Annotated in this window: 28 protein-coding genes; 9 read left to right on the top strand and 19 right to left on the bottom strand. The window is 39.0% G+C overall.

Annotation, left to right across the window (positions count from 1 at the left end; all coding sequences use genetic code 11):
- Position 1: 1 nt before the first annotated feature.
- Positions 2-643: an orotate phosphoribosyltransferase gene (gene pyrE, locus ACNKXS_RS09760; protein ID WP_417920696.1), complete on the bottom strand. Its 642-nt coding sequence runs from the start codon at positions 641-643 to the stop codon at positions 2-4.
- A gap of 8 nt (positions 644-651) precedes the next feature.
- On the opposite strand from pyrE, the gene ACNKXS_RS09755 reads away from it, so the two are divergent.
- The gene (locus ACNKXS_RS09755) at positions 652-1,275 is read left to right on the top strand and encodes an NUDIX hydrolase (protein WP_295178872.1); all 624 of its coding nucleotides are present in this window, start codon (positions 652-654) and stop codon (positions 1,273-1,275) included.
- On the opposite strand, the gene ACNKXS_RS09750 is transcribed toward ACNKXS_RS09755, so the two are convergent.
- Complete coding sequence (locus tag ACNKXS_RS09750; RefSeq protein ID WP_417920695.1) at positions 1,243-2,994, bottom strand: M14 family metallopeptidase; 1,752 nt, start codon at positions 2,992-2,994, stop codon at positions 1,243-1,245. The genes ACNKXS_RS09755 and ACNKXS_RS09750 overlap by 33 nt on opposite strands.
- Before the next feature lie 164 nt (positions 2,995-3,158).
- Here ACNKXS_RS09750 and ACNKXS_RS09745 point away from each other — a divergent pair, with 164 nt between their 5' ends.
- Both ACNKXS_RS09745 and ACNKXS_RS09740 read left to right on the top strand, forming a co-directional pair.
- On the top strand, positions 3,159-4,451 hold the full coding sequence (locus tag ACNKXS_RS09745) for a PQQ-dependent sugar dehydrogenase (protein WP_417920694.1): 1,293 nt from the start codon (positions 3,159-3,161) through the stop codon (positions 4,449-4,451).
- A gap of 9 nt (positions 4,452-4,460) precedes the next feature.
- The gene (locus tag ACNKXS_RS09740; RefSeq protein ID WP_417920693.1) at positions 4,461-6,752 is read left to right on the top strand and encodes a TonB-dependent receptor domain-containing protein; all 2,292 of its coding nucleotides are present in this window, start codon (positions 4,461-4,463) and stop codon (positions 6,750-6,752) included.
- Here the strand turns inward: ACNKXS_RS09740 and coaD are convergent.
- Both coaD and ACNKXS_RS09730 read right to left on the bottom strand, forming a co-directional pair.
- Positions 6,749-7,210 (bottom strand): pantetheine-phosphate adenylyltransferase, encoded by a 462-nt coding sequence (gene coaD / locus ACNKXS_RS09735; RefSeq protein ID WP_417920692.1) that lies wholly within the window; start codon positions 7,208-7,210, stop codon positions 6,749-6,751. The two genes, ACNKXS_RS09740 and coaD, sit on opposite strands and share 4 nt — an antisense overlap.
- Before the next feature lie 17 nt (positions 7,211-7,227).
- On the bottom strand, positions 7,228-8,205 hold the full coding sequence (locus ACNKXS_RS09730) for a D-alanine--D-alanine ligase (protein WP_298525201.1): 978 nt from the start codon (positions 8,203-8,205) through the stop codon (positions 7,228-7,230).
- A 101-nt stretch (positions 8,206-8,306) separates the two neighbouring features.
- Here ACNKXS_RS09730 and ACNKXS_RS09725 point away from each other — a divergent pair, with 101 nt between their 5' ends.
- From ACNKXS_RS09725 to ACNKXS_RS09710, 4 genes are all read left to right on the top strand, one after another.
- Positions 8,307-8,930 (top strand): PASTA domain-containing protein, encoded by a 624-nt coding sequence (locus ACNKXS_RS09725; protein WP_295178882.1) that lies wholly within the window; start codon positions 8,307-8,309, stop codon positions 8,928-8,930.
- Positions 8,920-9,978, top strand: coding sequence for an RluA family pseudouridine synthase (locus ACNKXS_RS09720; protein WP_417920691.1), 1,059 nt, complete (start codon positions 8,920-8,922; stop codon positions 9,976-9,978). Before ACNKXS_RS09725 ends, ACNKXS_RS09720 begins: the two co-directional genes overlap by 11 nt.
- A 91-nt stretch (positions 9,979-10,069) precedes the next feature.
- Positions 10,070-10,831: a peroxide stress protein YaaA gene (gene yaaA, locus ACNKXS_RS09715; protein ID WP_417920690.1), complete on the top strand. Its 762-nt coding sequence runs from the start codon at positions 10,070-10,072 to the stop codon at positions 10,829-10,831.
- A 4-nt stretch (positions 10,832-10,835) separates the two neighbouring features.
- Entirely contained in the window at positions 10,836-11,501 is a 666-nt protein-coding gene (locus tag ACNKXS_RS09710) for a uracil-DNA glycosylase family protein (protein WP_417920848.1), read from the top strand.
- Between the two features lies 1 nt (position 11,502).
- On the opposite strand, the gene ACNKXS_RS09705 is transcribed toward ACNKXS_RS09710, so the two are convergent.
- The 12 genes from ACNKXS_RS09705 to ACNKXS_RS09650 all read right to left on the bottom strand — a co-directional run bounded on the left by ACNKXS_RS09705 (position 11,503) and on the right by ACNKXS_RS09650 (position 20,226).
- Entirely contained in the window at positions 11,503-11,637 is a 135-nt protein-coding gene (locus ACNKXS_RS09705) for a 30S ribosomal protein THX (protein ID WP_141876970.1), read from the bottom strand.
- The gene (locus tag ACNKXS_RS09700) at positions 11,638-11,781 is read right to left on the bottom strand and encodes a hypothetical protein (RefSeq protein ID WP_295178889.1); all 144 of its coding nucleotides are present in this window, start codon (positions 11,779-11,781) and stop codon (positions 11,638-11,640) included.
- A gap of 78 nt (positions 11,782-11,859) precedes the next feature.
- Entirely contained in the window at positions 11,860-12,624 is a 765-nt protein-coding gene (trpA, locus tag ACNKXS_RS09695; RefSeq protein WP_417920689.1) for a tryptophan synthase subunit alpha, read from the bottom strand.
- Between the two features lie 3 nt (positions 12,625-12,627).
- Positions 12,628-13,809, bottom strand: coding sequence for a tryptophan synthase subunit beta (trpB, locus tag ACNKXS_RS09690; RefSeq protein ID WP_417920688.1), 1,182 nt, complete (start codon positions 13,807-13,809; stop codon positions 12,628-12,630).
- Between the two features lies 1 nt (position 13,810).
- Positions 13,811-14,509, bottom strand: coding sequence for a phosphoribosylanthranilate isomerase (locus ACNKXS_RS09685; protein ID WP_417920687.1), 699 nt, complete (start codon positions 14,507-14,509; stop codon positions 13,811-13,813).
- A gap of 8 nt (positions 14,510-14,517) precedes the next feature.
- On the bottom strand, positions 14,518-15,309 hold the full coding sequence (gene trpC / locus ACNKXS_RS09680) for an indole-3-glycerol phosphate synthase TrpC (protein ID WP_417920686.1): 792 nt from the start codon (positions 15,307-15,309) through the stop codon (positions 14,518-14,520).
- Positions 15,310-15,321: 12 nt separating this feature from the next.
- Positions 15,322-16,314, bottom strand: a complete 993-nt coding sequence (gene trpD / locus ACNKXS_RS09675) for an anthranilate phosphoribosyltransferase (RefSeq protein ID WP_417920685.1) — start codon at positions 16,312-16,314, stop codon at positions 15,322-15,324.
- On the bottom strand, positions 16,311-16,928 hold the full coding sequence (locus ACNKXS_RS09670) for an anthranilate synthase component II (protein WP_417920847.1): 618 nt from the start codon (positions 16,926-16,928) through the stop codon (positions 16,311-16,313). Before ACNKXS_RS09670 ends, trpD begins: the two co-directional genes overlap by 4 nt.
- A 10-nt stretch (positions 16,929-16,938) precedes the next feature.
- The gene (locus ACNKXS_RS09665; protein ID WP_417920684.1) at positions 16,939-18,333 is read right to left on the bottom strand and encodes an anthranilate synthase component I family protein; all 1,395 of its coding nucleotides are present in this window, start codon (positions 18,331-18,333) and stop codon (positions 16,939-16,941) included.
- 217 nt (positions 18,334-18,550) lie between these two features.
- The gene (locus ACNKXS_RS09660; protein WP_417920683.1) at positions 18,551-19,120 is read right to left on the bottom strand and encodes a YceI family protein; all 570 of its coding nucleotides are present in this window, start codon (positions 19,118-19,120) and stop codon (positions 18,551-18,553) included.
- Between the two features lie 16 nt (positions 19,121-19,136).
- A complete protein-coding gene (locus tag ACNKXS_RS09655; RefSeq protein ID WP_405200578.1) occupies positions 19,137-19,790 on the bottom strand; it encodes an NAD(P)H-dependent oxidoreductase in 654 nt (217 codons plus the stop codon).
- Positions 19,768-20,226 (bottom strand): MarR family winged helix-turn-helix transcriptional regulator, encoded by a 459-nt coding sequence (locus ACNKXS_RS09650; protein ID WP_417920682.1) that lies wholly within the window; start codon positions 20,224-20,226, stop codon positions 19,768-19,770. The genes ACNKXS_RS09655 and ACNKXS_RS09650 overlap by 23 nt, the downstream gene beginning before the upstream one ends.
- A gap of 137 nt (positions 20,227-20,363) precedes the next feature.
- Here ACNKXS_RS09650 and ACNKXS_RS09645 point away from each other — a divergent pair, with 137 nt between their 5' ends.
- On the top strand, positions 20,364-20,678 hold the full coding sequence (locus ACNKXS_RS09645; protein WP_417920681.1) for a rhodanese-like domain-containing protein: 315 nt from the start codon (positions 20,364-20,366) through the stop codon (positions 20,676-20,678).
- Positions 20,679-20,835: 157 nt separating this feature from the next.
- Entirely contained in the window at positions 20,836-21,519 is a 684-nt protein-coding gene (locus ACNKXS_RS09640; RefSeq protein WP_417920680.1) for an outer membrane beta-barrel protein, read from the top strand.
- Between the two features lie 46 nt (positions 21,520-21,565).
- Here the strand turns inward: ACNKXS_RS09640 and ACNKXS_RS09635 are convergent, their stop codons facing one another.
- The 3 genes from ACNKXS_RS09635 to ACNKXS_RS09625 all read right to left on the bottom strand — a co-directional run.
- Positions 21,566-23,389 (bottom strand): sodium:solute symporter family protein, encoded by a 1,824-nt coding sequence (locus ACNKXS_RS09635; RefSeq protein WP_417920679.1) that lies wholly within the window; start codon positions 23,387-23,389, stop codon positions 21,566-21,568.
- A gap of 270 nt (positions 23,390-23,659) precedes the next feature.
- Positions 23,660-24,508 carry a 23S rRNA (adenine(1618)-N(6))-methyltransferase RlmF gene (gene rlmF, locus ACNKXS_RS09630; protein ID WP_417920678.1) on the bottom strand — a complete coding sequence of 283 codons (849 nt, stop codon included), beginning with the start codon at positions 24,506-24,508 and terminating at the stop codon, positions 23,660-23,662.
- 60 nt (positions 24,509-24,568) lie between these two features.
- Positions 24,569-25,386 (bottom strand): GIY-YIG nuclease family protein (locus ACNKXS_RS09625; protein ID WP_417920677.1); only part of this gene is annotated, 818 nt, incomplete at its 5' end.

The raw sequence follows: 25,386 nt of genomic DNA, 5'->3' as shown, positions 1-25,386 counted from the left end.
ATTATGGTTTCCAGTTTGCCGGATCTTTTCTCCAGGTTCTAAGAATATCGGCTTCTTCAGTGTTTATATAATTGGTGTTCTGAGCAGTGTCTATCAAATGATCGTAATCGCTCAAAGTGTGTAGATCTATTTTTGCTGCTTTAAAATTTTCCTCGGAAGCATCAAAACCATAGGTGAAAATAGCGAACATCCCCTTAACATTGGCACCAGCTTCTTTTAGTGCGTTAACCGCATTAAGGCTGCTTTTACCAGTGCTTATAAGGTCTTCGATAACGACAACGCTTTGTCCCTGATCCAGGTTTCCTTCGATCTGGTTTTTTCTGCCATGGCTTTTTGGTTCAGGCCTTACATAGACAAATGGAAGACTTAGATATTCTGCTACCAGCATTCCAATCCCTATGGCACCGGTCGCAACTCCAGCAATAACATCTGCTTTGCCATATTTCAATTCAATTTGCTTGGCGAAATGCTCTCTAACATAGTTTCTTATGCTAGGGTAGGAAAGAATAATTCTATTATCGCAGTAGATTGGCGACTTCCAGCCGCTGGCCCATGTAAAAGGCTCTTGCGGTTCTAATTTTATTGCTTTAATTTGCATTAAAAGCTCAGCGGTCTTTTTTGCTGTTTCCTTATTCAAAATCATAGATACAAATGTATAAAGTTTTTGTGAATGATATCCCCATAATAATTTCTACGAGAAAGGATTTTGGAGGAAACTATAAGAACTATCGATTAAAAACAGTTCGTCTTAAAAAAATAGTCCGGAAGATCCTGGATGGCAGACTCACCCACGTAAATCTTTATAATAAGGATGAAACCAAATTGCTGGATCTACTTCTGAAGAAAATGAAGGTAGTTACTGCTGCCGGTGGTATGGTGATCAACTCAAAGGAAGAAATCCTATTTATCTATCGCAATCATCGTTGGGACCTTCCAAAGGGGAAAACAGAAAAGGATGAAAGTATAGAGGATTCCGCTATTCGTGAGGTAGAGGAGGAGACCGGTGTTCAGGGACTCGAGATCAAACGTTTTATCACCAGAACTTTTCATATTTTCAAAAGGAATGGCAAACTTCGCCTGAAGGAAACTTACTGGTACGAAATGTATACTGAATATGAAGGTGAATTAGTTCCGGAAGCTAAAGAAGGGATTAAAAAAGCTAAATGGAAGAATTATGAGAAGACCCAGAAGGCACTCACAAAATCCTACGCAAATATCTTGATGCTTTTTCCTGAACGTTATTTAGCGGGGCAATCTAAAGATAGGATAGCGTAAATGTGCTTCTTCGTAGTTTGAAGATTGCTTATGCAACCAATCCAGTTGCGCGTACCAGTTATTTCTGAAATCTGCGTCTTCCCTTTTCTTTTGATCGAATTCCCTCTGAAGATCAGCATCGTTGTCAAGCAATTCTTTCGCTTTATCTTCGAAAACATAAGGAGAAAATCCTTCTTTCTGCTGAAGAACGGTGTCGAAGAAGTTCCAGTTGAAGAAAGAATCTGTCGCAGTTGGTTCCAGAGTTTCCAGAAGATATCGCGCTCCATCCTGAAATGTAGTCACCAGGAAGTCACCTTTTCTAAAACGAACTTCCTCCGTGGATTTACTCACTATTGTATTCTGATGCGGGTAATGACCTTCATATGGGTTTTTTGAAGTATCGTAATCCTCAATCTTATAGACTTCAACCTGAATCAGTGTATCACGATCGAGCGGTTCCATCTTAATATTATTCATTTTCAATCGATCCACAACTTGCCACCAACCCTGGGGAATTACATAAGCTCGTGGGATCTCTACTTCTTCAGTAACCTTGAAATTATCGTAATACTCTATTTCTTTAGTAAATTTTTTATTATCGTCGTACTTCAGGCGTTCACCACCTGTCACTTCGCTGGCTATTTTTTCAGCTTCATAGCCTTTAAAATCTCTCTTGCTCGGGTTTTCCTCGTCAACTTCAAATTTCAGGTTATAATGCCTGTCTGTTAAATACTGTCTTTTCGCCTGGTTGCGTAAATCCTTGATCCTGGATGATTCCTTGTCTGTGATCCTGATCATGGACTGCATCAATTCGTAGGTTCCATATACCCGCCTGTCATATCTTTTAAGCATATGTGTCTCAACCATCATTCCAAGGGTATTCCACAAAGTGGTGTAACCTGTGCTGTATCTTGGTGAATCCATAAACTGGGAAAAACCTGCTTCTGGAACATCATTGAAGACATTTACATAAGGCGTGATATCCCAATTCTTGTTCTTTAAGGAATCCTCCAGAGCGGGCATCATGGTTTCATTTAAATATTTACCAAGATTCCCTCCAAGTTTGTCATGCTGAGTAAAAAGGTGTGTAAGTGTATACTGGTAATCTGCGCCATTACTTACGTGATTATCGATAAATACTTCCGGGTCTACGTAGTGAAAAATCTCGTAGAAGGTTTGAGCATTTTTGGTATCGGCTTTGATAAAATCCCGGTTAAGATCATAATTACGGGCATTTCCGCGGAAACCGTATTCCTTTGGGCCATTTTGATTGGTTCTTGTGCCGGAGTTACGATTTAGTGCGCCCCCAACATTGTAAATTGGAATTGTGGCAACGATCGTATTCTTTGGTGAGTTAATGGAATCTCCAGCCATATCTCGAAAGAGCATCATGGTCGCATCGATTCCGTCACTTTCTCCAGGATGAATCCCATTGTTGATGAGGATAAAACTATGCGACTTACGTATTTTGTCCAGGTCAAATTCTCCATCGGCATTGTAAATGGCCAGGTGCAAAGGATATCCGCTGTCTGTGCTTCCAAATTCAATAAGGTCTACGGAAGGATATGCTTCAGCAAGTTTTTCATAATAGCTAATAACTTCCTCGTAGGTGCCAGTTTCCTTACCACCAGATTTTTCGAAACGCGTTTCGAAATCGTAATCCTTAACCAGTTTGTATTTCGAAAAGTCGCAAGAACTAAAGCCGATTGCCAGCCCCAATATCAACCACAATTTTTTCATAAATATTTCTAAAAATGGAAGCGTAAACTTACTCAAAAACTGACACTCTTGCTAAAAATGAGAGCATTTCTAGAAGCTTCCTGGTCGATGTTAAATTAAAACTAATCCCTTCGCCAGTTTCCTGCAGCCATTTAAAACAGGTTATTTTTGTTGAAAATTGAAAGATGAGAAAGAATATAAGAAATCTGTGTTTGGCTGGAACCGTCCTGTTTTCGGTAAATATGACCGGTCAGGCTATCGAGAATCTAAATGAGGAGAAAAAGAATGAATTAGCTAAAGCTGAACCAGATATCGTTAAAACAACCATTGGTGAACTAAAACTACCAGCACCGTTTTCAACTGAATCTGTAAGTAAGGAAAGCAAGCTAGTTGAATGGCCGGAAGGAGAGATGCCTAAGGCACCGGCTGGTTTTAAGGTAACAAAATTTGCTGAAGGCCTTGAACATCCAAGACGAACTTATGTCGCGCCAAATAATGATATTTTCGTGGTAGAGTCTGATGATGCCAAGAAAAGTGCGAATAAGATTACGATGTTTCGTGATAAAGATCAGGATGGAGTTCCCGATGAAAAATACAGCTTTCTTAAAAATCTGAATCAACCGTATGGAATGCTGGTGATGGGAGATTGGTTTTACGTAGCCAATGTAGACGGCGTGGTTCGTTTTCCATATAAGGAAGGACAGAATGCTATTGACCAAAAAGGGGAAGATGTTTACGCGCTTCCTGCAGGAGGTTATAATCACCACTGGACTAGAAATATGATCGCCGGTCCTGATAATAAGAAAATATACATCACTGTAGGTAGTTCCAGTAATGTTGGTGAACACGGGATGGAGAAAGAAGAACGTAGAGCCAATATAATCGAGATCAATCCTGATGGAAGTGGTGAAAGAATTTATGCTTCTGGTTTAAGAAATCCAGTTGGTGTGGATTGGAATCCAATTACTGGTGAACTTTGGGCAGCGGTAAATGAAAGAGATAAAATTGGTGATAACCTGGTGCCAGATTATGTGACAAGTGTGAAAGATGGTGGTTGGTATGGATGGCCATATTCTTATTATGGTGATATCAAAGATCCAAGATGGGCAAATGATCCACATAATGAGCTTGTAGAAAAGGCTATTATTCCAGATGTGCCAGTGGGTGCTCATACTGCATCACTTGGATTGACCTTTTATACTCAGGAAGCATTTCCAGAGAAGTATCAAAATGGAGCCTTTGTAGGTCAGCATGGATCATGGAACAGATCGAATTTTGCAGGATATAAAGTGGTATTTATTCCATTCGATGAGAACGGAATACCGCAGGAACCGGAGGATTTCCTAACTGGTTTTATTGCCAGCGATGATTCAAGCCAGGTTTATGGTAGACCCGTTGGTGTAACAACGCTTCCTGATGGATCGCTGCTTGTGAATGATGACGATGGAAATACAATTTGGAGAGTCTCCGCAGAATAATTAGAAAATTTGAAGAAACTATATTTAGTCCTTACTTTCTTGCTATTCACCTCTGCTATAGTAAATTCTCAGAATTTTAGCGCGAAAGTGAAGGACTCCGAATCAGGAGAATTTCTGAATGATGTAACGGTGACTGCCGTAAGATCAGGAAAAATTCAGGTAACAGATGCCAATGGATATTTCAGTTTTGACGGAATCAGTTTTCCGTTGAAGCTGAAATTTTCATTTATAGGATATAAGACCTCTACTGAAATTTTTGATGCTTCAGAAGAAGGGAAAATTATTGAACTACAGCGAGATATTGATGTTTTGTCTGAAGTTGTTTTACGTAGTTCCAATATTCAGCAGAAATTATTGAAGGAATCAGCTGCGGTGAGCGTGCTTTCAGCAGAAGATCTCAAAAGAGTGGATGATTTCAACCTGGTGCAAAATCTCAATTATGTGCCCGGTGTTTTTGTTAGCCAGGGTGCGCTGAATACCAATAAGATCGATATTAGAGGAATTGGTGCTCGTGCTCAATACAGTACGAACCGCATTAAGGCTTATATCAATGGAATCCCGCTCACAACTGCGGAAGGCGAGCTAACGCTGGATGATTTTGACAATTCGTACCTTGACCGGATCGAGATTTATAAAGGTCCGGTTTCTTCCATATTTGGAGCAGGATTAGGAGGTGCTATCAATCTGTATACTCAGCGAAACAGGCAGGATCAGCGCTCTGTAGAAACGAGTTTTAGCTACGGAAGTTTTAAGACCATGAAAACGGGTGTGAATGTAAACTATGTCGAGGATAGTCTTGATATTGCAATTGATTATAATAAATTGGATAGTGATGGATATCGTGATAACGGTGCTTACGATCGAAATTCATTCGTGGTAACAGCTGGGTTGCTTAATAGAAAAGGAAACCGCTGGGACCTTTTCTATAATTATACCAATCTAAAAGCCTTTATTCCCAGTTCTCTGAATCAAAATGATTTCCTGAACTCACCCACAAAAGCTGCTTTTACATGGGGAAGTGCTGAAGGTTACGAATCTTATGATAAAAATATCCTCGGGCTAGCCTATACCCATAATTTTTCTGAAAGCTGGAGGAATCAAACCACGGTTTTTCTGAATTCCCGTGATGGATATGAACCACGACCATTTGATATTCTTCATGAAAACAGGAATTCTATTGGTCTGCGAACCAATTTTAATCACGAAACTTCTATCGCCAGTATGCCTGCGAAAATCAGTTTTGGAGCTGAGGGGATGCTGGAGTTCTACGAAGTTCAAACCTACCAGAATTTATATCAGGATTTTGAGGATCAGGGCAGTGTTCAGGGAAACAGTCTAAGCAATAATGAACAGGATCGAAATTATATCAATTTCTTCGGACAGGTTCAGATGGAATTAACCTCGAAATTAACTGCCGATCTTGGAGTGAACTTCAATACTACTTCCTACGATTTGCAGGATAATTTTAATCAGGATTCAGCAGATCAGTCCGGGGATTATAGTTTTGATGCAGTACTTTCTCCGAGACTGGGATTAAGTTACGAAGCTTTTGCCGGGAAGCATTTTTATGCATCGGCAAGTCATGGATTTTCAACTCCTACGGTCCCGCAAACCTTAACTCCGGAAGGAAATATTAACACAGATCTTCAAACAGAAACTGGCTGGAACTACGAAATAGGCTTTAAAGGAAACTGGCTTGAAAACAGATTATATACTGAAGTGAACGCTTATTCCATACAAATTCGGGACCTTCTGGTAGCCAGAAGAATTGATCAGGATCGCTATGTTGGAGTCAATGCAGGAAAGTCTGATCATTATGGTCTGGAATTTACTTCAATTTACCAGCAACCAATTTCGAATGATCTCTCGTTGAACTTAATGCTGAATGCGAATCTAACCGATTATACGTTTGATAAATTCGTGGATCTGGGAGAAAATTATTCTGGAAATGAATTACCGGGTGTTCCGGAATATATGTTGACTCCAACAATTGGGTTCGATTATATGGACTTTTCAGCAAATATTAATTACCAGATGTTTGGAGAGATGGCTTTGGATGATTCTAATTCTGGTTACACTAAAGCATACGAATTGCTGAATTTCAGAATGAATTACAATACGAAATTAGCCAGTTATTTGCAGGCAGGTGCGAGTTTTGGAATTAATAATATCACAGATGAGCTTTATGCTTCAAGTATCGTAACTAACGCAGTAGGTTTTGGAGATTCTGCCCCACGTTATTATTACCCGGGAATGCCAAGAAATTATTACGCGGGTCTAAATTTGAAATTAAGCCTCTAATTAGACTGGGTTTTTACGACTTTGGGAACCATAAATTCATAACTTCCACCGTGACGCATCACATCTCTTACCACGGTGGAAGAAATATGAGCAAGACCGGAACTGGATATTAGAAAAATAGTTTCGATACCAGACATTTTGTAATTAGTTTGTCCAATAGCCTTCTCAAATTCAAGATCCTGGCCATTTCGTAAACCTCTCAAAATAAATTCTGAATCTTTGGATTTACAATAATCAACGGTAAGTCCGCTGTAAGTTTCTACCAGAATTTTTGATTCGTCTTTATAAGTTTCTTTTAGAAAATGCAATCTTTCTTCCAGACTGAACATATACTTTTTACTGGAATTAGTGCCTATAGCCAGAATGATCTTATCAAAAAGAGGCAATGCTCTATCGATAATATCTGTATGACCTAAGGTAAGCGGGTCAAAACTACCTGGAAAAACTGCTATTCTCATAATGCGCGATTTTATTCCTATTGATTCAATGCTGCTTCCACGGCACTGCCAAATAGATCTTTTAATGTGATTCCTGCTTTTTCGGCTTGTTGTGGTAGGATACTTGCCTGGCTAATTCCCGGATTGGTATTCATTTCTATAAAATGTGGTTCACCGTCATGAAAGATAAATTCTGATCTTGAAAAACCTTTCATTTTCAATTTACGGTAGATCATTTTAGCGATCTCCTGTACTTTCAAAGTATCTTCTTCAGAAATTCTAGCCGGTGTGATTTCCTGGGATTTACCGAGGTATTTGGCTTCATAATCGAAAAACTCCCCATCAGGAACAATTTCAGTTACAGGTAAAGCCACAATTTCGCCTTTGTACATGATCACTCCAACAGAGACTTCAGTTCCATCCAGAAATGATTCAATGATCGCTTCATCATCTTCAGTAAAAGCAGTTTTTGCCGCAGAGACTATTTCTTCTTCGGTCTTAACTTTAGTTACCCCAAAACTACTACCCGCACGATTCGCCTTTACGAAACATGGAAGGCCAACACGATCTACGATAGCCTTCGTGTCGATATCCTCCCCTTTATTCAGAAAATAGTTTGTGGCCGTTTTGACTCCGTAAGGTCTTAAAACCGAAATAAGATCGCGTTTATTGAAGGTGAGTGCCGACTGATAGTAATCACAACTGGTTTGCGGTACTCCAATTAGCTCTAAATATGCCTGAAGTAGTCCGTTTTCTCCCGGTGTACCATGAATGGTATTAAAAACGCAGTCAAAGCTTATAACCTTGTCATCGATGGTAACCGTAAAGTTGCTTTTATTTATAGGATAAGGGGTGTCATCTTCTGTAACCACGAACCATTCGCTTTGCAGGATATGAACGCGGTATGGCTCATAAAGGTCACGATCAAGATTTTTATAAACGATATTACCACTGTTTATCGAAATGCGGTATTCACTGGAATAACCGCCCATTGCGATGGCGATATTTTTCTTCATATTCAATATTTCCGGTTTGAAGTCGTTAAACAAAAATATCACTTAATAGGGCAGTCACCAAAACCAAAGGGTTTTATATCTTTGTCCATTATCATGAAACTATGGGATTTTTTCGATTTATTTTCAGCAAGACCTTTTTAATTCAATTGGTGCTTGCCGGCATTGTATTGGTTGTACTTGCTTTTCTGGCTATGCAATGGCTGGATTACTCCACTAATCAGGATCAGCGAATCGAAGTTCCAGACCTGGCCAAGATGAATCTTGATATTGTTGAGGATCGCCTGGATGAACTTAATCTTGATTTCGAAATACTTGACTCTGCGAATTTCAATCCAGATTTCCCGAGGTATTCAGTTATAGAACAGGCACCAGCACCGGGTAAATTTGTAAAGGAAGACCGTAAGATCTACTTAACACTGAATCCTTCCGGATATCGAAAAGTTGAAATTCCGGAGAATTTGATTAGAAAAACCCGCAGACAGGTAGAACCAACCTTGAGATCTTTAGGTTTTGAGATTGGCGATGTTAGTTACAAGCCAGACATTGCTGAAGATGCTGTGCTGGAAATAAGACATAAAGGTAAGCTGGTGGAAGCTGGTGAGAAATTAATGAAAACTTCTGTATTAGACCTTGTACTGGGCGATGGTAGTGGAAGATATAGAGAACTTGAAGACGATAGTCTGGATGTTCAACAGGAAACTGAAAGCGAAGTAGATGAATTCTAATATAGACCAGAACGACGAAATTGAAGATAATGACCAGAATGAAAGTCTTTATGAACATCATAAGTTCGTAGCAGATTCCGGTCAAAAGCCACTAAGAGTAGATAAATTCCTGATGAATTTCATCGAGAATGCTACCCGTAATAAAATTCAGAAGTCGGCTAAGAGCGGAAACATCTATGTAAATGGTGAAACTGTAAAGCAAAATTTTAAGGTAAAAGCTGGAGACACCGTGCAGGTGATGTTCGAGCATCCTCCCTATGAATTCTTGCTGGTGCCTGAAGATATACCCCTTGATATTGAATATGAGGATGATACACTGCTGGTAGTTAATAAGCCTCCAGGAATGGTCGTACATCCCGGTCATGGAAACTATAGTGGGACTCTTATCAACGCACTAGTACATCACTTTGATAATTTGCCGAATAATAGTAGTGATCGACCAGGATTGGTTCACAGAATCGATAAGGACACAAGCGGACTACTGGTGATCGCGAAGACCGAAGAAGCGATGGCGCATCTATCAAAGCAATTTTTTGATAAGACCAGCGAAAGAGAATATGTAGCGATCGTCTGGGGGAACGTAGAGGAAGATGAGGGAACTATAGAGGGAAATATTGGAAGAAACCCAAAGAACAGATTACAGAACTTAGTTTACGAAGGAGACCTTGCAGATGAAGGGAAACCAGCGGTGACGCATTTTAAAGTGATTGAAAGACTTGGATATGTAACCCTGGTGTCGTGTAAACTGGAAACTGGTAGAACTCACCAGATACGAGTTCATATGAAATATATTGGACATACGCTTTTTAATGATGAGCGCTACGGAGGAGATAGGATCCTTAAGGGTACTACATTTACCAAGTACAAACAATTTGTAGATAATTGTTTCAAAATACTTCCTAGGCAGGCCCTGCATGCAAAAACTTTAGGCTTTACACATCCAAAAACAGGAAAATGGATGAGCTTTAATACTGAAATACCTGAGGATATTCAAAATTGCGTGGATAAATGGAGATCTTATGCAAAAAGTCAGCTTGAGAATCTTTAAGATAAAAGCTGTCTATTGATCTATCGATAACTAATTTTATTAGGTTTCAGAAATTTTAGTGATTCGGCTTATATTTGGGAAAAACAGGAAAATGAAAATTGTTGTTTCCCCAGCTAAAAGTCTGGATTACGATTCAAAACTACCCAGCAATCGAGGTACACAGCCACAATTTCTGGAAACTACCGCTAAACTCAATAGAAAGTTGTCTCGCCAGACCAAGTCAGATCTTTCAGAATTAATGAGTATCAGCGATAAACTGGCTGACCTGAATTATACGAGGTACCAGGAATTCGAAGAAGATCACACGAAGAAGAATTCAAGACCGGCGATGTATGCGTTCGATGGGGATGTATATACCGGTTTGGATGCTTATACAATTCCTACAGATAAACTTGATAAACTACAGGACACCTTAAGAATACTTTCCGGAATGTATGGCATTCTAAGACCATTGGATCTAATGCAGCCGTACAGGCTGGAAATGGGTACTTCTATTGGAATCGAAAGAAATGATAATCTTTATGAAGTCTGGAAAGAAAAGATCACCAATTCTCTCAATGATGAGTTGAAAGAAGATGAGTTGTTTCTAAATCTTGCCAGTAATGAATATTTCAAGGCAGTAGATACGAAACAATTGAAAGTTCCGGTTATTTCACCAGTCTTCAAAGATTACAAAAACGGGAAGCTTAAAATCATTAGTTTTTATGCGAAGAAGGCCAGGGGTTCTATGGTAAGATATATCATCGACAAGAATTGTGAGACTCTGGAAGATATTAAAGGATTTGATTACGATGATTATCGATTTAGTGAAGAACATACGGAGAAAGAAGATCAGCCAACCTTTATAAGATAATATTCTGGAGCTTTTTCATCATACCCATCCATTTCCGCCATTCATCCCTGAAAACGCCACAAAACTAATTGTTGGTACGCTGCCGCCTCCTCGATTTACCCGTAGGGAATTGAAGCCAGATGATGTCGATTTTTGCTACGGAAGCAGGGATGGTTTATTGTGGCCAGTTTTAGATCGTATATTTCAGCTGAACCTGAAATATGAGAATACTTCAGAAGCGATACAACAACGACAGGATTTTTTGAAAAGTAGAAACATCGGGATCTGCGATATTGTGGAAAGTAGCCGGCGCGAAAAGATCGATGCAAGTGATTTGGGAATGCAAAAAGTGGAACTCCGCGATATGCTTGAAATTCTTCGGAAGTATCCACAAATTGATACGCTACTTTTCACCGGAGGTAATTCTAAAAACGGACCAGAATATTTCTTTAGAAAATATCTTAAAGAACAGTCGGCAGAGATTAAGCTGAAGATCGTATCAAATAAATCACCCAGAGTTCATCAATTTATTCTGAATGGGCGATCAATTAAAACTGTATCGCTCGTAGCACCGTCTGGCGCTGCAAATATTTCAATTGGCAGTTCTGAACTTTATAAAGAAATGAAAAAGAAAAACCCTGAATTCAATACTCTTGATTTCAGGGTTCTTCAGTATAAAGAATTTTTCTAGATCATTGCAATTCTTTTTTATCCTGGTTAGCCAGTGTAGTAGGTTTGATCTTAAATTTACGACGTTTTGGTCTTAGCTTCCCGCTGGTTCCAATCGCGATCTTACCTCTTTTAGTTTTTTTATCACCTCTACCCATTTATTTTTTGTTTTGCTGATCTTTAATGGTCTTTTCATCTATATCCACCTTGTTCGTCTTTTCATTGCGATTTCCGGTTGGATTAGTTGGATTTTTTTGCTCTTTCGTTCTTTCCCGTTTGTTATCTTCAATTGGTCCTCCCATAACTAATAATTTTTTATGATTTACTCTAAGATAAGGACAAGTAGTTGAAAAAGCTGCCAAGAGGCTGTTACAATTAGGTTAAAGCTTGATAGGTTCGATAAAATTTGAAATTGTTGAGGTTCCTTCGCTATCAAGATGTTTTATAAAAGCACTACCAATGATCGCACCTTTGGCAAATTGTGTAGCTGCTTTGAAAGTCTCCTGGTCCTTTATACCAAAACCTACAATTTGAGGGTTCTTTAAATCCATTTCATGAATTCTGCGGAAGTAATCAGTAGTTTCACTTCCGAAACCTGAAGTAGATCCCGTGACACTGGCGCTACTTACCATATATATAAATCCGTTGGAAATGGAATCTATAAATCTGATTCTTTCTTCTGAAGTTTGAGGAGTGATTAGGAAAATATTGATCAATCCATATTTTTCAAAAAGCTCCTGGTATTCTTTATGGTAAACATCTACTGGTAAATCTGGGATTATGAGTCCGTCGATACCAGTTTCAGCACATTTTTTACAAAAGTCCTCCACTCCGTATTGTAGCATGGGATTAAAATAACCCATGATGATCAGCGGAATCTCCACTTTAGGCCTGATATCTTTGAGTTGATCGAAAAGCTTTTGAGTGGTCATCCCATTTCGCAGAGCTTTGGTCGAACTTTCCTGAATGGTTGGTCCATCTGCCAGTGGATCGCTAAAGGGAAGGCCGATCTCAATAAAGTCAACACCGCTTTTTTCAAGATCCACAATGATCTGTTCAGTATCATCAAGGTTTGGAAAGCCTGCACTAAAATATATGGAAAGAAGTTTTCTGTCTTCTTTTAATTTCTCCTGAATTCTATTCATTTTCTATAAATTGAAATATTCAATATATGTGTTCAAATCCTTGTCGCCTCTACCTGATAGATTGACCACAACGATATCATCCTTCTTAAATTTCCGGTTTTCAAAAACTGCCAGGGCATGGGAAGTTTCTATGGCGGGAATAATCCCTTCCAGTTTAGCTAGTTCTAAACCAGCCTTCATAGCTGCTTCGTCTGTAATGCTAATAAATTCTCCTCGTTTGCTGGTAAAGAGGTTCGCATGCATTGGTCCAACTCCCGGGTAATCCAGGCCAGCTGAAATACTATAAGGTTCAGTGATCTGTCCGTCGCCGGTTTGCATTAAAAGCGTTTTACTACCATGAATAATTCCGGGTTTTCCTAATGCTGAGGTTGCGGCACTTTCACCGGTATCAATACCTTTTCCAGCCGCTTCCACGGCGATGATCCCAACTTTTGGATTATCGAGATAATGGTAATAAGCTCCGGCAGCGTTGCTACCACCACCAACACAGGCGATCACATAGTCAGGATCTTCTGTATTCTCCTTTTCCATTAGCTGGTACTTGATCTCTTCAGAAATAACGCTTTGAAATCTTGCCACCATGTCTGGATAAGGATGTGGTCCAACTACAGAACCAATGATATAGTGAGTATCTACTGGATTATTAATCCAGTCACGAATTGCTTCGTTGGTAGCATCCTTTAAGGTTCGGCTTCCGGATCTTGCAGGAACTACTTTAGCACCCAGCATTTTCATTCTGGCAACGTTTGGAGACTGCCTTTCAATATCCACCTCGCCCATATATACAATACATTCCATTCCCATCAAGGCGCAGACTGTTGCAGTCGCAACACCATGTTGTCCAGCTCCGGTTTCAGCAATGATCCTCTTTTTTCCAAGTTTTTGCGCCATCAGGATCTGCCCGACTGTGTTGTTCACCTTATGTGCACCAGTATGGCAAAGATCCTCACGCTTTAAATATACTTTGGTTCCATAATGCTCACTAAAGCGTTTTGCATAATATAACGGGGTAGGTCTGCCTACATATTCTCTCAATAGATCATGAAACTCTTCCTGGAATGAATCTTCCTGCATGATCTCGATATACCTTGAACGCAGTTCTTCTACGTTAGGATATAGCATTTCAGGAATATAAGCTCCGCCAAAATCCCCGTAATATCCTTTTTCATCTACCTGATAGCTCATCTTATGAATTTATCTTTTGTTTGAACTCTTTTAATTCTTTCAATTTTTTTAACCCGGGTTTCAATTCGAATTTACTATTAACATCTACGGCATACAGAAGATCTGGTTTTCCTTCTCTATAGAAATGATTCTTCAACTCGGCGATGGCTTCCCCATGTTCGGGCCCAATGCCACCACTAAGGAAAAATGGTGTATTAGAGGGATATTCTTTTAAAATCTGCCAGTCGAATTCCTTACCATTACCTCCTCGTAAAACCCCTTTAGTATCAAATAGGAAATAGTCTGCGATCCCCTCGAATGCCTGTATCTTCTGAAAATCGAAGTGGTCGCCAACACTGAAAACTTTTATCAACTCTGGAGTGTTGCCATGTTGCTGAAAATTATTCTTTAGCTTTTGACAGAATTCTGCCGACTCCTCCCCATGCAGCTGAATTGCATCAAGCTTATGCTGCTTTGCAATCTCCAGAATCCTTGAAATTTCTTCATTCACGAAAACTCCTGTTTTTTTGATGTCAGCAGGGAGTTCAGGAAGTTTTCCTTCAAAATAGCGGGGAGATTTTTCGTAAAATATAAAACCCATGTAAGTAGGTTTTAGATCTGCTACCTGCAACATGTTTCCAGGTTGTTGCATCCCGCAAACTTTTAGACTCAATCCAGAACTTTGTCCTGAGGCCGGGGTTGTTAAGTTTTGTTCCTGCATAATGTGACTTATGACTTCCTGTTAATTTGGTTTATAAAATCTTTCGCTGCCTTCCCGGGATCTTCTGTTCTCATAAAATTTTCTCCAACCAGAAAACCCTGATATCCATAATCTTTAAGTTCTGCGATTACTTTTGGGTCGCTAATTCCACTTTCTGATACTTTTACGAATTCGTCTGGTATATGCCTGGATAGATCTTTGGAGTTTTGGATGCTAACTTCAAATGTTTTGAGATTGCGGTTATTCACCCCGATCATGTCCACATTCGCTTCAATTGAATTCTCAAGTTCCTCAAGATCGTGTACTTCCAGTAAAACATCCATCCCAAGATTTCTCGCAAAAGTCGCCAGACGCTTCAATTCTTCAGTCGGTAATACCGCCGCAATGAGCAAAACTACATCTGCTCCAAAAGCTTTGGCTTCAAGAATCTGGTAGTCATCTATCATAAAATCCTTACGCAAGACCGGCATTTCTACTACTGCCCTGGCGTATAAAAGATCTTCCAGAGAACCTCCAAAATATTTACCATCGGTAAGGACAGACATACCGCACACCCCGGCATCCTGATAACCACTCGCCACATCCTGTACATTTAGATCGTGGTTAATGACCTGCTTAGACGGTGATCTTCTTTTGTGTTCCGCGATGATACCGCTGCTTGAATTTCTTAGTTTGTCTGCCAGTGAAACCGGATTTCTTTGAAATAAGATCGAATTTTCGAGCTGTTCTACCGGGAAAATCGATTTTTTCAGGCTTACTTCCCGAAGTTTATCAGCAACAATTTTATCTAGAATATTCATAATCTCAGCTTATTATTTACTTAGGTCCTGTAATTTCTTGAAGCATTTAAATGCATTACCAGATGCGATAGATTCCTTAGCGCGGGCGAAACCATCCTGGGCACTTAGATTTTCGACAGTTGCGATGGCCATACCGGCATTTGCGCATACAACATTCTCCTGCGCCTGTGTTCCATTGCCTTTCAGAATACCCGTTAGAATTTCGGCTGAAGATTCAATTGAACCACCTCCGGCAATTTGTGATTGTTGCAATTCTGAAACTCCAAAATCCTCTGGTTTCAACATACTTTCAGAATCGTTCCGAATGCTTTTAGTCTCACAGGTTAATGAAATTTCATCGTAACCATCAAGAGCATGAAGTATCGTGTAATTCTTATCGGTATTTTGATAAAGATACGCATACATACGTGCCAGCTCCAAACTGAAAACGCCTACGAGTTGATTCTTGGGAAATGCAGAATTTACCATAGGACCAAGCATATTAAAGAATGTTTTTACAGCCAGACTTTTTCTTACCGGTGCAACGTTTTTCATCGCGGGGTGAAAAAGTGGTGCATGTAGAATGCAGATATTGGCTTCTTCCAGAGTTTTCTGAAGAAATCCCTGGTCACTGCTAAACTTTATCCCAAGATATTCCATGACATTGGAACTTCCACTTACTGAAGATACACCATAATTACCATGCTTGGACACCTTAATTCCGGCGCCTGCGGTTACAAATGAGGCAGTTGTCGAAATATTGAAAGTATCTTTTCCATCACCGCCGGTTCCACAAAGATCCACGGTGTTGTAATCCTTAAGATCTACCTTTACACATAGTTCGAGCAATGCATCTCTAAAACCTTCTAGTTCCTGGATGGTAATACTTCTCATCATGTAGACCGTAAGAAATGCTGCGATCTGTGTTTCTGAATATCTCCCTTCAGAAATATTAAAAATAGCCTGTTTTGCCTCGCTGGTTGTTATAGTTTCGTGACTAATAAGCCTGTTTAAGAGATCTTTCATAAAGTTGTTTTCTCGTTTTCCTTATTCTGAAGTGTTTCTGTTGAAAATTCATGTTCTACCCAGTTTTTTATCATCTTTTTACCATCTGGTGTCAACACAGATTCCGGGTGAAACTGAACTCCCCGAACATCATATTCTTTATGTCTCAAAGACATGACCTCACCTTTTATATCATAACTGGTAGCCTGTAGCTGTGGAGGAAGTTCTTTGGCAACTACCCAACTGTGGTATCGTCCAACTTCCAGTTCTTTTTCCAGTCCTGAGTATAAATATTCATCTTCGACGAAAACCTCAATATTGGTAGCGACGCCATGATAAACCTCTTTGAGGTTCAATAATTTGCCTCCATAAACTTCACCTATCGCCTGCATGCCAAGGCAAACCCCCAGAATACTTTTGGTAGCGCCATATTCTAAGATGATCTGCTTTAAAAGTCCTGCCTCATCTGGAATACCCGGACCCGGGGAAAGCAATATTTTATCATAATCAGCCACATCTTCCAGATCAAGCTGGTCATTTCTCTTTACGGTCACCTCACAATCCAGTTCTTCAAGATAATGAACAAGATTATACACGAAAGAATCGTAATTGTCTATTACAAGGATCTTTTTCATCTTTTCCATTCTAAATTTCTTCAGCTATTTCCAGAGCTTTGGTAAGTGCTCCCAGTTTATTATATACTTCCTGTAACTCATTCTCAGGCTTGGATTCTGATACGACTCCAGCACCTGCCTGGTAATGCAATTCGTGATTTTTACTTACAAAAGATCTAATGATGATCGCATGATTAAAATTTCCTTCAAAATCCATAAAACCAATCGCGCCTCCATAAGCTGAACGATTCACATTTTCGAATTTTTCAATAAGTCGCAATGCCATTGGTTTTGGAGCACCGCTTAATGTTCCAGCAGGAAAAGTGTCTGCAACGATCTGTGGTGTTGGCACATTGGCGGCAATCTTTCCGGTGACTTTGCTAACTAGATGAATAACATGAGAAAAGAATTGAATTTCGCGGTAATTCTCAACCACAACATCACTTCCATTCCGGCTTAGATCATTACGTGCCAGATCAACAAGCATCACATGTTCCGAATTTTCCTTGCGATCTGCAGCAAGTTCCTTGGCGAGCTCTGCATCTTTTTCATCATTTCCGGTACGCTTGAAAGTTCCGGCAATTGGATGAATTTCAGCTCGACCCTCGCTAACTATTAATTGAGCTTCAGGTGAACTTCCGAAAATTTTAAAATTTCCGTAGTCAAAATAAAAGAGATAGGGGGAAGGGTTTACATTCCTTAGCGCCCGGTAAACATTAAATTCATCTCCCTTAAATTTCTGAGAGAAACGTCTTGAAAGCACCAGCTGGAAAACATCACCACGCTGGCAGTGTTCCTTGGCCGCCTCTACAACATCACGATATTGATCATCATTCAGGTTCGAGTATGGCTGCTCGGTTCTGGAAAAATTATAGGAAGCAAAATTCTTAACCTTCAGTAGTTGTTCAATTTCCTCTAGTTTGGATTCAGATTCATAACTGTGGTCGAAGATATAAGCCTCGTTCTTGAAGTGGTTGATCGCGATAATGTTTTGATATACTGCATAATAAACATCGGGGATTTTTAAATCTTTTTCTTTGCGATTGATCTCTACATTTTCAAAATACCGAACGGCATCGTAACCTATATAACCAAATATGCCATTCTTTATAAACTTAAAATCTGAAGCATCAGCTTTAAAGCGCTTTGAGAACTTCTGTATCGAAGCAGGAACTGAAACAGTTCTATCGATCTTAGTTGTTTGAACCGTACCGTCTGGCAGACTTTCAGTAATAACATCATTTTCTACTCTAAATGAGGCTATAGGATTGCAGCAGATATATGAAAAGCTATTATCACTTGCATGATAATCACTACTTTCCAGCAAAAGACTATTTGGATAACGGTCGCGAAGCTTCAAATAGATACTTACCGGAGTGATAGTATCTGCAAGAATCTTTTTAGAAGTTGTCTTTAATTCGAACATTGAATCTTAATTTTTCTGAATAAAAAAAGGCTTGTCGTGAGACAAGCCTTATATATCTATATATGAAATGGCGTATCAGCTCACGATCTATTGCGTAAGTTGCTCCACCACCAGTTATGTGTATTCGTGATAAACATAGCTCCAAAGATAGAAATCAATTATTTCTTATCAAACTAAATTTTAAAAAGAATCCCAAAGATTTACTTTGGGAGTCAATTTAGAATTTCAAAGTGATGTCAAGATCAAAATTGTCGTAGATCGTCTTGTCTCCCAGATTGTCAACGAAACTACCTGACCCGTAACGAACATCATATTTGGTTCTATCAATAGTTACCTGTGTAGTAGCCGTGTCACCGTTCATGATAAGATCAAACGTTAATGGATGAGTTTGTTCCTTGATAGTAAGGTCTCCAACGATTCCGTATTTCCCATTACCTTTAGAAGCTGCACTGGTAATTACAAGCTTTGCTTTAGGGTGATCACTCGTTCCAAAGAAATCATCAGACTTTAAATGACCTTCAAGTTTTTCTTTACTGTCACCAGAAAGGTCGGTCACTGTAATAGTACTCATATCCATTACAAACTCTCCGCCAGTAACCTTATCATCTTCCATCAATAGGTATGCGCTTTCCAGCTGGATAGTTCCTTCATGAGATCCGGTCACTTTTTCTCCGGTCCATTTAATAGTACTTTCAGAAGTATTTACTTCTTTTTTCGAATTGGTAAATGCTACGGTAGTCAAAACTACCAGCATAATTACTGCTGAATTAATTAATTTACTTTTCATGATGTGAGTTATTGTATTATATAAAATGAATTAAATCTGAAGTTGATTTTCTAACTTTTGCAAGGTGCTGATACTGATCTTCAGCGCTACGATATCCAATAGGAGCGATTACGGCGGTGGTTAGATCTTTATTCTCAAGCTGAAGAATTTCATCAAACTTGTCAGCATTGAAACCTTCCATTGGACAGGCGTCTATCTTCATATGAGCAGCTGCAGCTAATAAGTTACCTAAAGCTATGTAAGCTTGTTTAGCAGCCCATAAGTTCTGCTTTTCCTGAGGCAATTGAAGTGTTGTGTTCTTGATCATGTCCTCCATTCCTTTCAGATCTTCCCGGGACATGTCGCGTGTAGCCGCAATATTATCTAAATATGTGTCAACATACTTTTCAGTCACTTTAGTCAGATTTGCGAAAATTACGAGATGAGATGCTTCAGTGATCTGGGTTTGATTCCAGGCTTCAGCTTTAAGTTTTTCTCTTACCTCAGGATTTTCAACTACGATGATCTCATAAGGCTGTAAACCATAAGAGGAAGCGGTAAGCTGAACGCTTTCCAGTAATTGATCAAGGTCTTCGCGATTGATCTTTTTCTCGCTATCAAATTTCTTTGTAGCATATCTCCAGTTCAGGTCTTCGTTAAATCTGGTTTTAGTTTGTGTTTCTAAGCTCATTTAATTTGTTATTTAATTTTGTTAATTCTTCCGTTGTCAATTTTTCTGAAAATCTATTCTCCATTGATTCTACCAATGGATCAATCTCTTTTAAAAGTTCCTGTCCAGCATCGGTAATAGTAATTTCAACTTTTCTTCTATTGGAAGGACAGGTGATTCTCTGGCAAAATCCTTTTTCGATCAGTTTGTCAACTAGTCTAGTGGTATTGCTCATCTTGCTCACCATTCTTTCCTGAATCGTTCCTAAGTTGGCAGGTTTACCTTTTTGACCCCTCAATATTCTTAGAACGTTGAATTGCTGGGAACTGATGCCGTATGGTTTTAAAACTTCCTGCATTTCTTCGCTTAAAAAGTTAGCAGTTACAATAAGATTAAGAACCAATTTCTTGGTTTCTGAAATCTGACCGGAAGTTTTTAAAAGATCTTCAATTTTCATTTGTTATTACAACATTTGTATGTACAAATATAAATAGTTTAGTTGTACTGGATAATAAAAAATTGTTAAAAGTAGAATTGAAGACTTTACGGTTTTTAAGCAATCCTATCTTTACAGTAACCAAAAACTTGATTAACATGAAAGAATTATCACAGGATGAGTGGCAAAAGAAGGCCAAAAAAGACGATAAGGCAGTTCTCCTGGATGTGAGAACAGAGGAAGAAGTTGATGAGGGATATATTCCGAATTCTAAAAATATAGATATATATAAAGGTCAGGAATTTGTTGATGAAGTGGATAAACTTGATCGTGACAAACATTACTATATATATTGTCGTTCCGGAAAAAGAAGTTCCCAGGCCTGTACCTTACTAGATCAAATGGGCTTTGCAGAGACTTATAATCTTGCTGGCGGTTTCTCTGAATGGGAAGGCGAGAAGGAGACAAATTAACATATTTAATATCAGATTAAAAGCACCACTTGTTGGTGCTTTTTAATTTTCAGCAATACTGAAACACCTGTTTATGCGTTAAAAACTTAAAGCGGATTATTTGATTAGTCTATTTAATTGATATATTTAACCCCGATTGACCTCGAATTAAAGCATCATGAATAAATCTTTATCTTTTTTAATTACAGCGCTATTGTTCGCTACGAGTCTAACTGCCCAGGATTTTAGCTTCGGAATAAAGGGAGGACCTAGTTACTCCTCAGGTGGTACTATTACTGGAATAAGTTCTAATGGATTATATTTTGACGGTGTAGTGGAAGCGGAATCTGAGATAACTTTTCACGCCGGAGCCTTTTTTGAAGTAAGATTCGGAAAATTCCTACTTAGACCAGAATTTATTTACAGCACAATGGAAACGGAATTTCCTTTTCCAACAGCACCTTCAATCTACGCAGTTGATAAAATAAATGTTCCATTATTAATAGGATATAATGTTTGGGGGCCAATTGATATTTATGCAGGCCCAGCTTATCAGAATATTTTAGATGCTTCTCTTGAAGGAACTGAACCACCAGACCTGGAAATAGTTGCGCAAAATACTCCGCTTAGTGGACAGATAGGAATCAAGGGGTCTTTTGGAAGGTTTGAACTGGACCTGCGCTACGATCGTTCTTTATCTTCAGAAGAGAACCAGGGAATTGATATAGTAAATGCCGATTATGGAATTAATCGAGCCACTTTTAATGATACAAGATTAAACCAGATCATGCTAAGTATTGGTTTTAAAATCTTCGATAGTTCAGCTAATCCTGGAAGAAGAAAAGGTGGATGTTACTTCTAATTTGATAAAACATAAAAATTATAAAGGGCTCCATCGGAGCCTTTTTTTATAGTACCTGAGTCCGGATCTTAAACCAAAGCCTTCTTAAGACAAATGCTAGAATTAGAACAATACCCGTAGTAATACTTGCTTTGAAATATTCACCGTAGATCCAGTACCCGGTGCTGAAAAGTGCGCTGTATACTGCAAAGCAACCAAGTATAGTAGCTAATATTCCGGAAGGAACATTCCAGGAATTATTCTTGCTATCTACAAAACCATCCATACCGATTGCTTTCCATCCCGGTCCGCCGGGTTGTGTGCGTTTGTAAAAGTTGATGAGTACTTCTTTTTTCTCAGGTCTTGTAAGAAAGGTAACCAATAACCAGGATAAGGTAGTGATGCCAACCACAACGGGATATGTTGCCCAACCAGGGAGTAAACCTGCGATTTTTGCATTTGTGGCACTATCCACGCCTCCAAACATATAAATACCTACACCGGTAAAATTAAAAACTACCGAGATAATTCCTGAAACCAACATGGCTGTAATTTCACTCCAGGCATTAATTCGCCAATAGAACCAGCGGAGTAAGAAAATAAGACCGGTTCCTGCGCCAAACATCAGTATGATATTGAATAGTTGAAGTGCATTCTGCAACACCAGAGCCAGAACTGCACTAATAAGCATGAGTACTACGGTACTTATTCTTCCAACGTTTACCAGTTCTTTTTCTGAAGCATTTTTTTTGATGTATCGGGAGTAAAAGTCATTCACAATATAGGAAGATCCCCAATTAAGATGTGTTGAGATAGTAGACATGTATGCAGCAACTAAAGAAGCAATAACCAATCCCAATAGCCCTGCTGGTAATTTAGTTAGCATTGCAGAATATGCCAGATCCTGTCCAAGCTTATCTTCACTTACATTAGGGAATGCTATCTGAATGCTATCCAGATCTGGATAGACGATAAGGGAAGCGAGAGCCACCAGGATCCACGGCCATGGTCTTAATGCGTAATGAAGCACGTTAAAAAAGAAAGTGGCTCCAATAGCATGATTTTCGTTCTTTGCAGCCAGCATTCTCTGTGCTACGTAACCACCACCTCCTGGCTCTGCGCCAGGATACCAGGCGCTCCACCATTGAACTGCCAGTGGAATAATTAAAAGAGTGATCAGTGCTTCGGTGTTTGAGAAATCTGGAAGCATGCTAAGTTTACCGGAAACATTCTCGTGAGTTAGCATACTTTCCAATCCGCCCACTTCAGGTAAATTCACACAATAGTAAGCAGCTCCAACACCACCAATAATTGCCGTAAAAAATAGTATGAAATCTGTGTAAACTACTCCTTTGAATCCACCGAGAGTACTAAATATAACTGTCACGATTCCGGCTAGTGCCAAAGTTTCGATGGCAGATAGACCGAGCATAACCTGTCCAATTTTAATAGCGGCAAGACTTACTGCTGCCATGGCCATCACATTGAAAACGACCCCCAAATATAGTGCACGAAATCCTCTAAGGAACTTTGCAGGTTTTCCACCATACCTCAATTCGTAGAATTCAATATCTGTATCAACATTGGATTTACGCCATAATCTGGCATAAACGAACACAGTAAGCAGGCCCGTTAATAGAAACGCCCACCAGACCCAGTTACCAGAAACTCCATTATTACGAACAATATCAGTTACCAGGTTTGGAGTATCAGTAGAAAACGTGGTCGCGACCATAGAAACACCAAGTAGCCACCACGGCATTGTTTTGCCAGATAGAAAATATTCTTTGGAACTTTTACCGGAAGTTTTGGAAACATAAAACCCTATACCCAGGGTAAGCGCGAAAAAAGAGAAAATAAGGATATAATCTATTGTAGCTAATTCTATCATTCTAAGATCATGGTATTTGCTACAATAACGAAAATTAATTCGATATATGTAAGACCTATATTAGCATACAATAAAAAAGGGATAACTATGTTATCCCTTTTTCGGTTGGTTAGTTAAAGAATAAGGTAATTATACACCTATGCTATACTTACTCGATAACCAAAACTTTAAGCTTTAAATGTAGGTATTTTTATGATAATATCTAATAAGGGTTTCCACTTAAAATTCAATTGTTTACGAACAGTCTGAGATTCAAAAATTCTAGAAGCTTTAAAATTTCCAGGCTACAAATCTTGTCTTTTTGTTTCCTAATTCCATGTGGATTATTTCAAAATCTGCATTGAGTTTGGTTAATTGTTTTTCTATAGCCGGTAAGTTTTCTTGTTTTGATACCAGGGAAGTGAACCACTGTACTTTTTTGTTCACGCTAACACTATCTCTAATCATTCTTTTTAGAAATAAAGCTTCGCCGCCACGGCACCATAGTTCATTGGAGCGTCCTCCAAAATTTAATCTCCTGGTCTCGATTCCAAGATTAGTATTTTTCCTGAAATTAGCTTTGTTAGCTTCTTCTGCGGAATCATGAAAGGGAGGATTACACATACTGAAATCAAATGACTCATTTTCTTTGATCACATTTTTCAGGATGGAACCACGGTCTTCCTGTAGTCGAATTTCTATATGGGATTGAAGCTTATTGTTGATGACGTTTTGTTGCGCTGCTTCAATAGATTTAATTTCGATATCACTACCAAGCATTTTCCAGCCCATATGCTTTGCGGCCAGAATTGGGTAAATACTGCTGGCTCCCACCCCAATATCAACTCCGGAATAGTGATCTTTTCCAATCTTATTATCCAGAAAATCTCTAAGATGTAACAAATAATCCATTCTTCCGGGAATTGGAGGACAGAGATATCCCTGCGGAATACTCCAGTTTTTAACCTGGTAATGGTAATTTAAGAGCGCTTTATTCAAATTGAGTACAGCTTCAGGAATACTGAAATCTATAGTAAGATTATCGTATTTGTTTCTGAATACATAAGGTTTGAGATCGCTATTGACTTTAACTAATTCGGTGAAATCGTATTGTTCCCTATGAGGGTTATCTGGATGCATAAATTCTTTTCAGAAGGTAAAAATAGGCGAAATATAAATGTCTCAACGGTGATCTGGCATCTATCCAAACCAAATATCGTTTTCTACCAATTCTTCGGAAGAATTTAATTTTACGGGAGAGAGATTCTTCTTCGTGTTCAAATACCGACTTACAATACGATCTGCATAGCTGGAAGTTTTCGCCTGAACTAAAAAATTCCGGAATTCATCAGGATGGTTAAAGTCATCTGAAGGTCCAATGTACCCGTAGCCGGCATACTTTCCTTTATCCAGATAAATAAAACTTCTTTCACCTTTAGTTCGACCCTTTTCCATCAAAAGACAGGACTCATCATAGGTTCCAATAAAATCTACTGCTTTTGCGACCCGGGAGTTATATTCGGTTACTGAAATTTCTTCTTTACAAACTCCGCTACAGGCTTCCAGTTTGTAATGATTACAAGCGGAGGTAGCACTTTGCAAACCAGTATATTTCGGGCAGAGATCAAAATCCTTACACAAGTTTTCTAAAAAACTTATCGCTTCTTCACGGGTATAGAATTTCATCCAGCTTACCGGTGCAATTTTGTTTTTGTGCAAGGCAAATACTTCAATGCCTTTTTGGTTATGATAGGAGGTGAGCGTATAAGGTCTAGAAACTTTCTTCTGAGCTTTATTGTATTTTGGATAATATTTCAGAATCAATTCGGCTTCGCGAAGTAGCGCTAGAAATTCAGAACCAGTCAGCTCATAATCGATGCTATACGTTTCCTGCATCAACTGGTATTTGCGATTACTACGTTCCTGGAAATGCGATTTTATTCGGGTTTTGATATTTTTCGCCTTGCCAATATATAATGGAATACCATCTTTATCTCTGAAAAAGTAAACGCCGGTAG

Origin of the sequence: Christiangramia marina (genome assembly GCF_048285865.1) — a bacterium.
Taxonomy (GTDB): Bacteria; Bacteroidota; Bacteroidia; order Flavobacteriales; family Flavobacteriaceae; genus Christiangramia; species Christiangramia marina.
The sequence above is the reverse complement of the archived record's forward strand: the minus strand, read 5'-3'. Positions and strand labels throughout refer to the sequence as shown.

Excerpts from the sequence above, each read along its gene's own strand:
- ACNKXS_RS09730 (WP_298525201.1), bottom strand. The coding sequence starts at position 8,205 with ATGAAGAAAAATATCGCCATCGCAATGGGCGGTTATTCCAGTGAATAC.
- ACNKXS_RS09660 (WP_417920683.1), bottom strand. The coding sequence starts at position 19,120 with ATGAAAAGTAAATTAATTAATTCAGCAGTAATTATGCTGGTAGTTTTG.
- ACNKXS_RS09700 (WP_295178889.1), bottom strand. The coding sequence starts at position 11,781 with ATGGGAGGACCAATTGAAGATAACAAACGGGAAAGAACGAAAGAGCAA.
- trpC (WP_417920686.1), bottom strand. The coding sequence starts at position 15,309 with ATGAATATTCTAGATAAAATTGTTGCTGATAAACTTCGGGAAGTAAGC.
- ACNKXS_RS09745 (WP_417920694.1), top strand. The coding sequence starts at position 3,159 with ATGAGAAAGAATATAAGAAATCTGTGTTTGGCTGGAACCGTCCTGTTT.
- ACNKXS_RS09635 (WP_417920679.1), bottom strand. The coding sequence starts at position 23,389 with ATGATAGAATTAGCTACAATAGATTATATCCTTATTTTCTCTTTTTTC.
- ACNKXS_RS09640 (WP_417920680.1), top strand. The coding sequence starts at position 20,836 with ATGAATAAATCTTTATCTTTTTTAATTACAGCGCTATTGTTCGCTACG.
- trpB (WP_417920688.1), bottom strand. The coding sequence starts at position 13,809 with ATGAGCTATCAGGTAGATGAAAAAGGATATTACGGGGATTTTGGCGGA.
- coaD (WP_417920692.1), bottom strand. The coding sequence starts at position 7,210 with ATGAGAATAGCAGTTTTTCCAGGTAGTTTTGACCCGCTTACCTTAGGT.
- yaaA (WP_417920690.1), top strand. The coding sequence starts at position 10,070 with ATGAAAATTGTTGTTTCCCCAGCTAAAAGTCTGGATTACGATTCAAAA.
- ACNKXS_RS09665 (WP_417920684.1), bottom strand. The coding sequence starts at position 18,333 with ATGTTCGAATTAAAGACAACTTCTAAAAAGATTCTTGCAGATACTATC.
- ACNKXS_RS09650 (WP_417920682.1), bottom strand. The coding sequence starts at position 20,226 with ATGAAAATTGAAGATCTTTTAAAAACTTCCGGTCAGATTTCAGAAACC.
- trpD (WP_417920685.1), bottom strand. The coding sequence starts at position 16,314 with ATGAAAGATCTCTTAAACAGGCTTATTAGTCACGAAACTATAACAACC.
- ACNKXS_RS09750 (WP_417920695.1), bottom strand. The coding sequence starts at position 2,994 with ATGAAAAAATTGTGGTTGATATTGGGGCTGGCAATCGGCTTTAGTTCT.
- ACNKXS_RS09655 (WP_405200578.1), bottom strand. The coding sequence starts at position 19,790 with ATGAGCTTAGAAACACAAACTAAAACCAGATTTAACGAAGACCTGAAC.
- ACNKXS_RS09685 (WP_417920687.1), bottom strand. The coding sequence starts at position 14,509 with ATGCAGGAACAAAACTTAACAACCCCGGCCTCAGGACAAAGTTCTGGA.
- ACNKXS_RS09725 (WP_295178882.1), top strand. The coding sequence starts at position 8,307 with ATGGGATTTTTTCGATTTATTTTCAGCAAGACCTTTTTAATTCAATTG.
- trpA (WP_417920689.1), bottom strand. The coding sequence starts at position 12,624 with ATGAATAGAATTCAGGAGAAATTAAAAGAAGACAGAAAACTTCTTTCC.
- ACNKXS_RS09705 (WP_141876970.1), bottom strand. The coding sequence starts at position 11,637 with ATGGGTAGAGGTGATAAAAAAACTAAAAGAGGTAAGATCGCGATTGGA.
- rlmF (WP_417920678.1), bottom strand. The coding sequence starts at position 24,508 with ATGCATCCAGATAACCCTCATAGGGAACAATACGATTTCACCGAATTA.
- ACNKXS_RS09755 (WP_295178872.1), top strand. The coding sequence starts at position 652 with ATGTATAAAGTTTTTGTGAATGATATCCCCATAATAATTTCTACGAGA.
- ACNKXS_RS09720 (WP_417920691.1), top strand. The coding sequence starts at position 8,920 with ATGAATTCTAATATAGACCAGAACGACGAAATTGAAGATAATGACCAG.
- pyrE (WP_417920696.1), bottom strand. The coding sequence starts at position 643 with ATGATTTTGAATAAGGAAACAGCAAAAAAGACCGCTGAGCTTTTAATG.
- ACNKXS_RS09645 (WP_417920681.1), top strand. The coding sequence starts at position 20,364 with ATGAAAGAATTATCACAGGATGAGTGGCAAAAGAAGGCCAAAAAAGAC.
- ACNKXS_RS09670 (WP_417920847.1), bottom strand. The coding sequence starts at position 16,928 with ATGAAAAAGATCCTTGTAATAGACAATTACGATTCTTTCGTGTATAAT.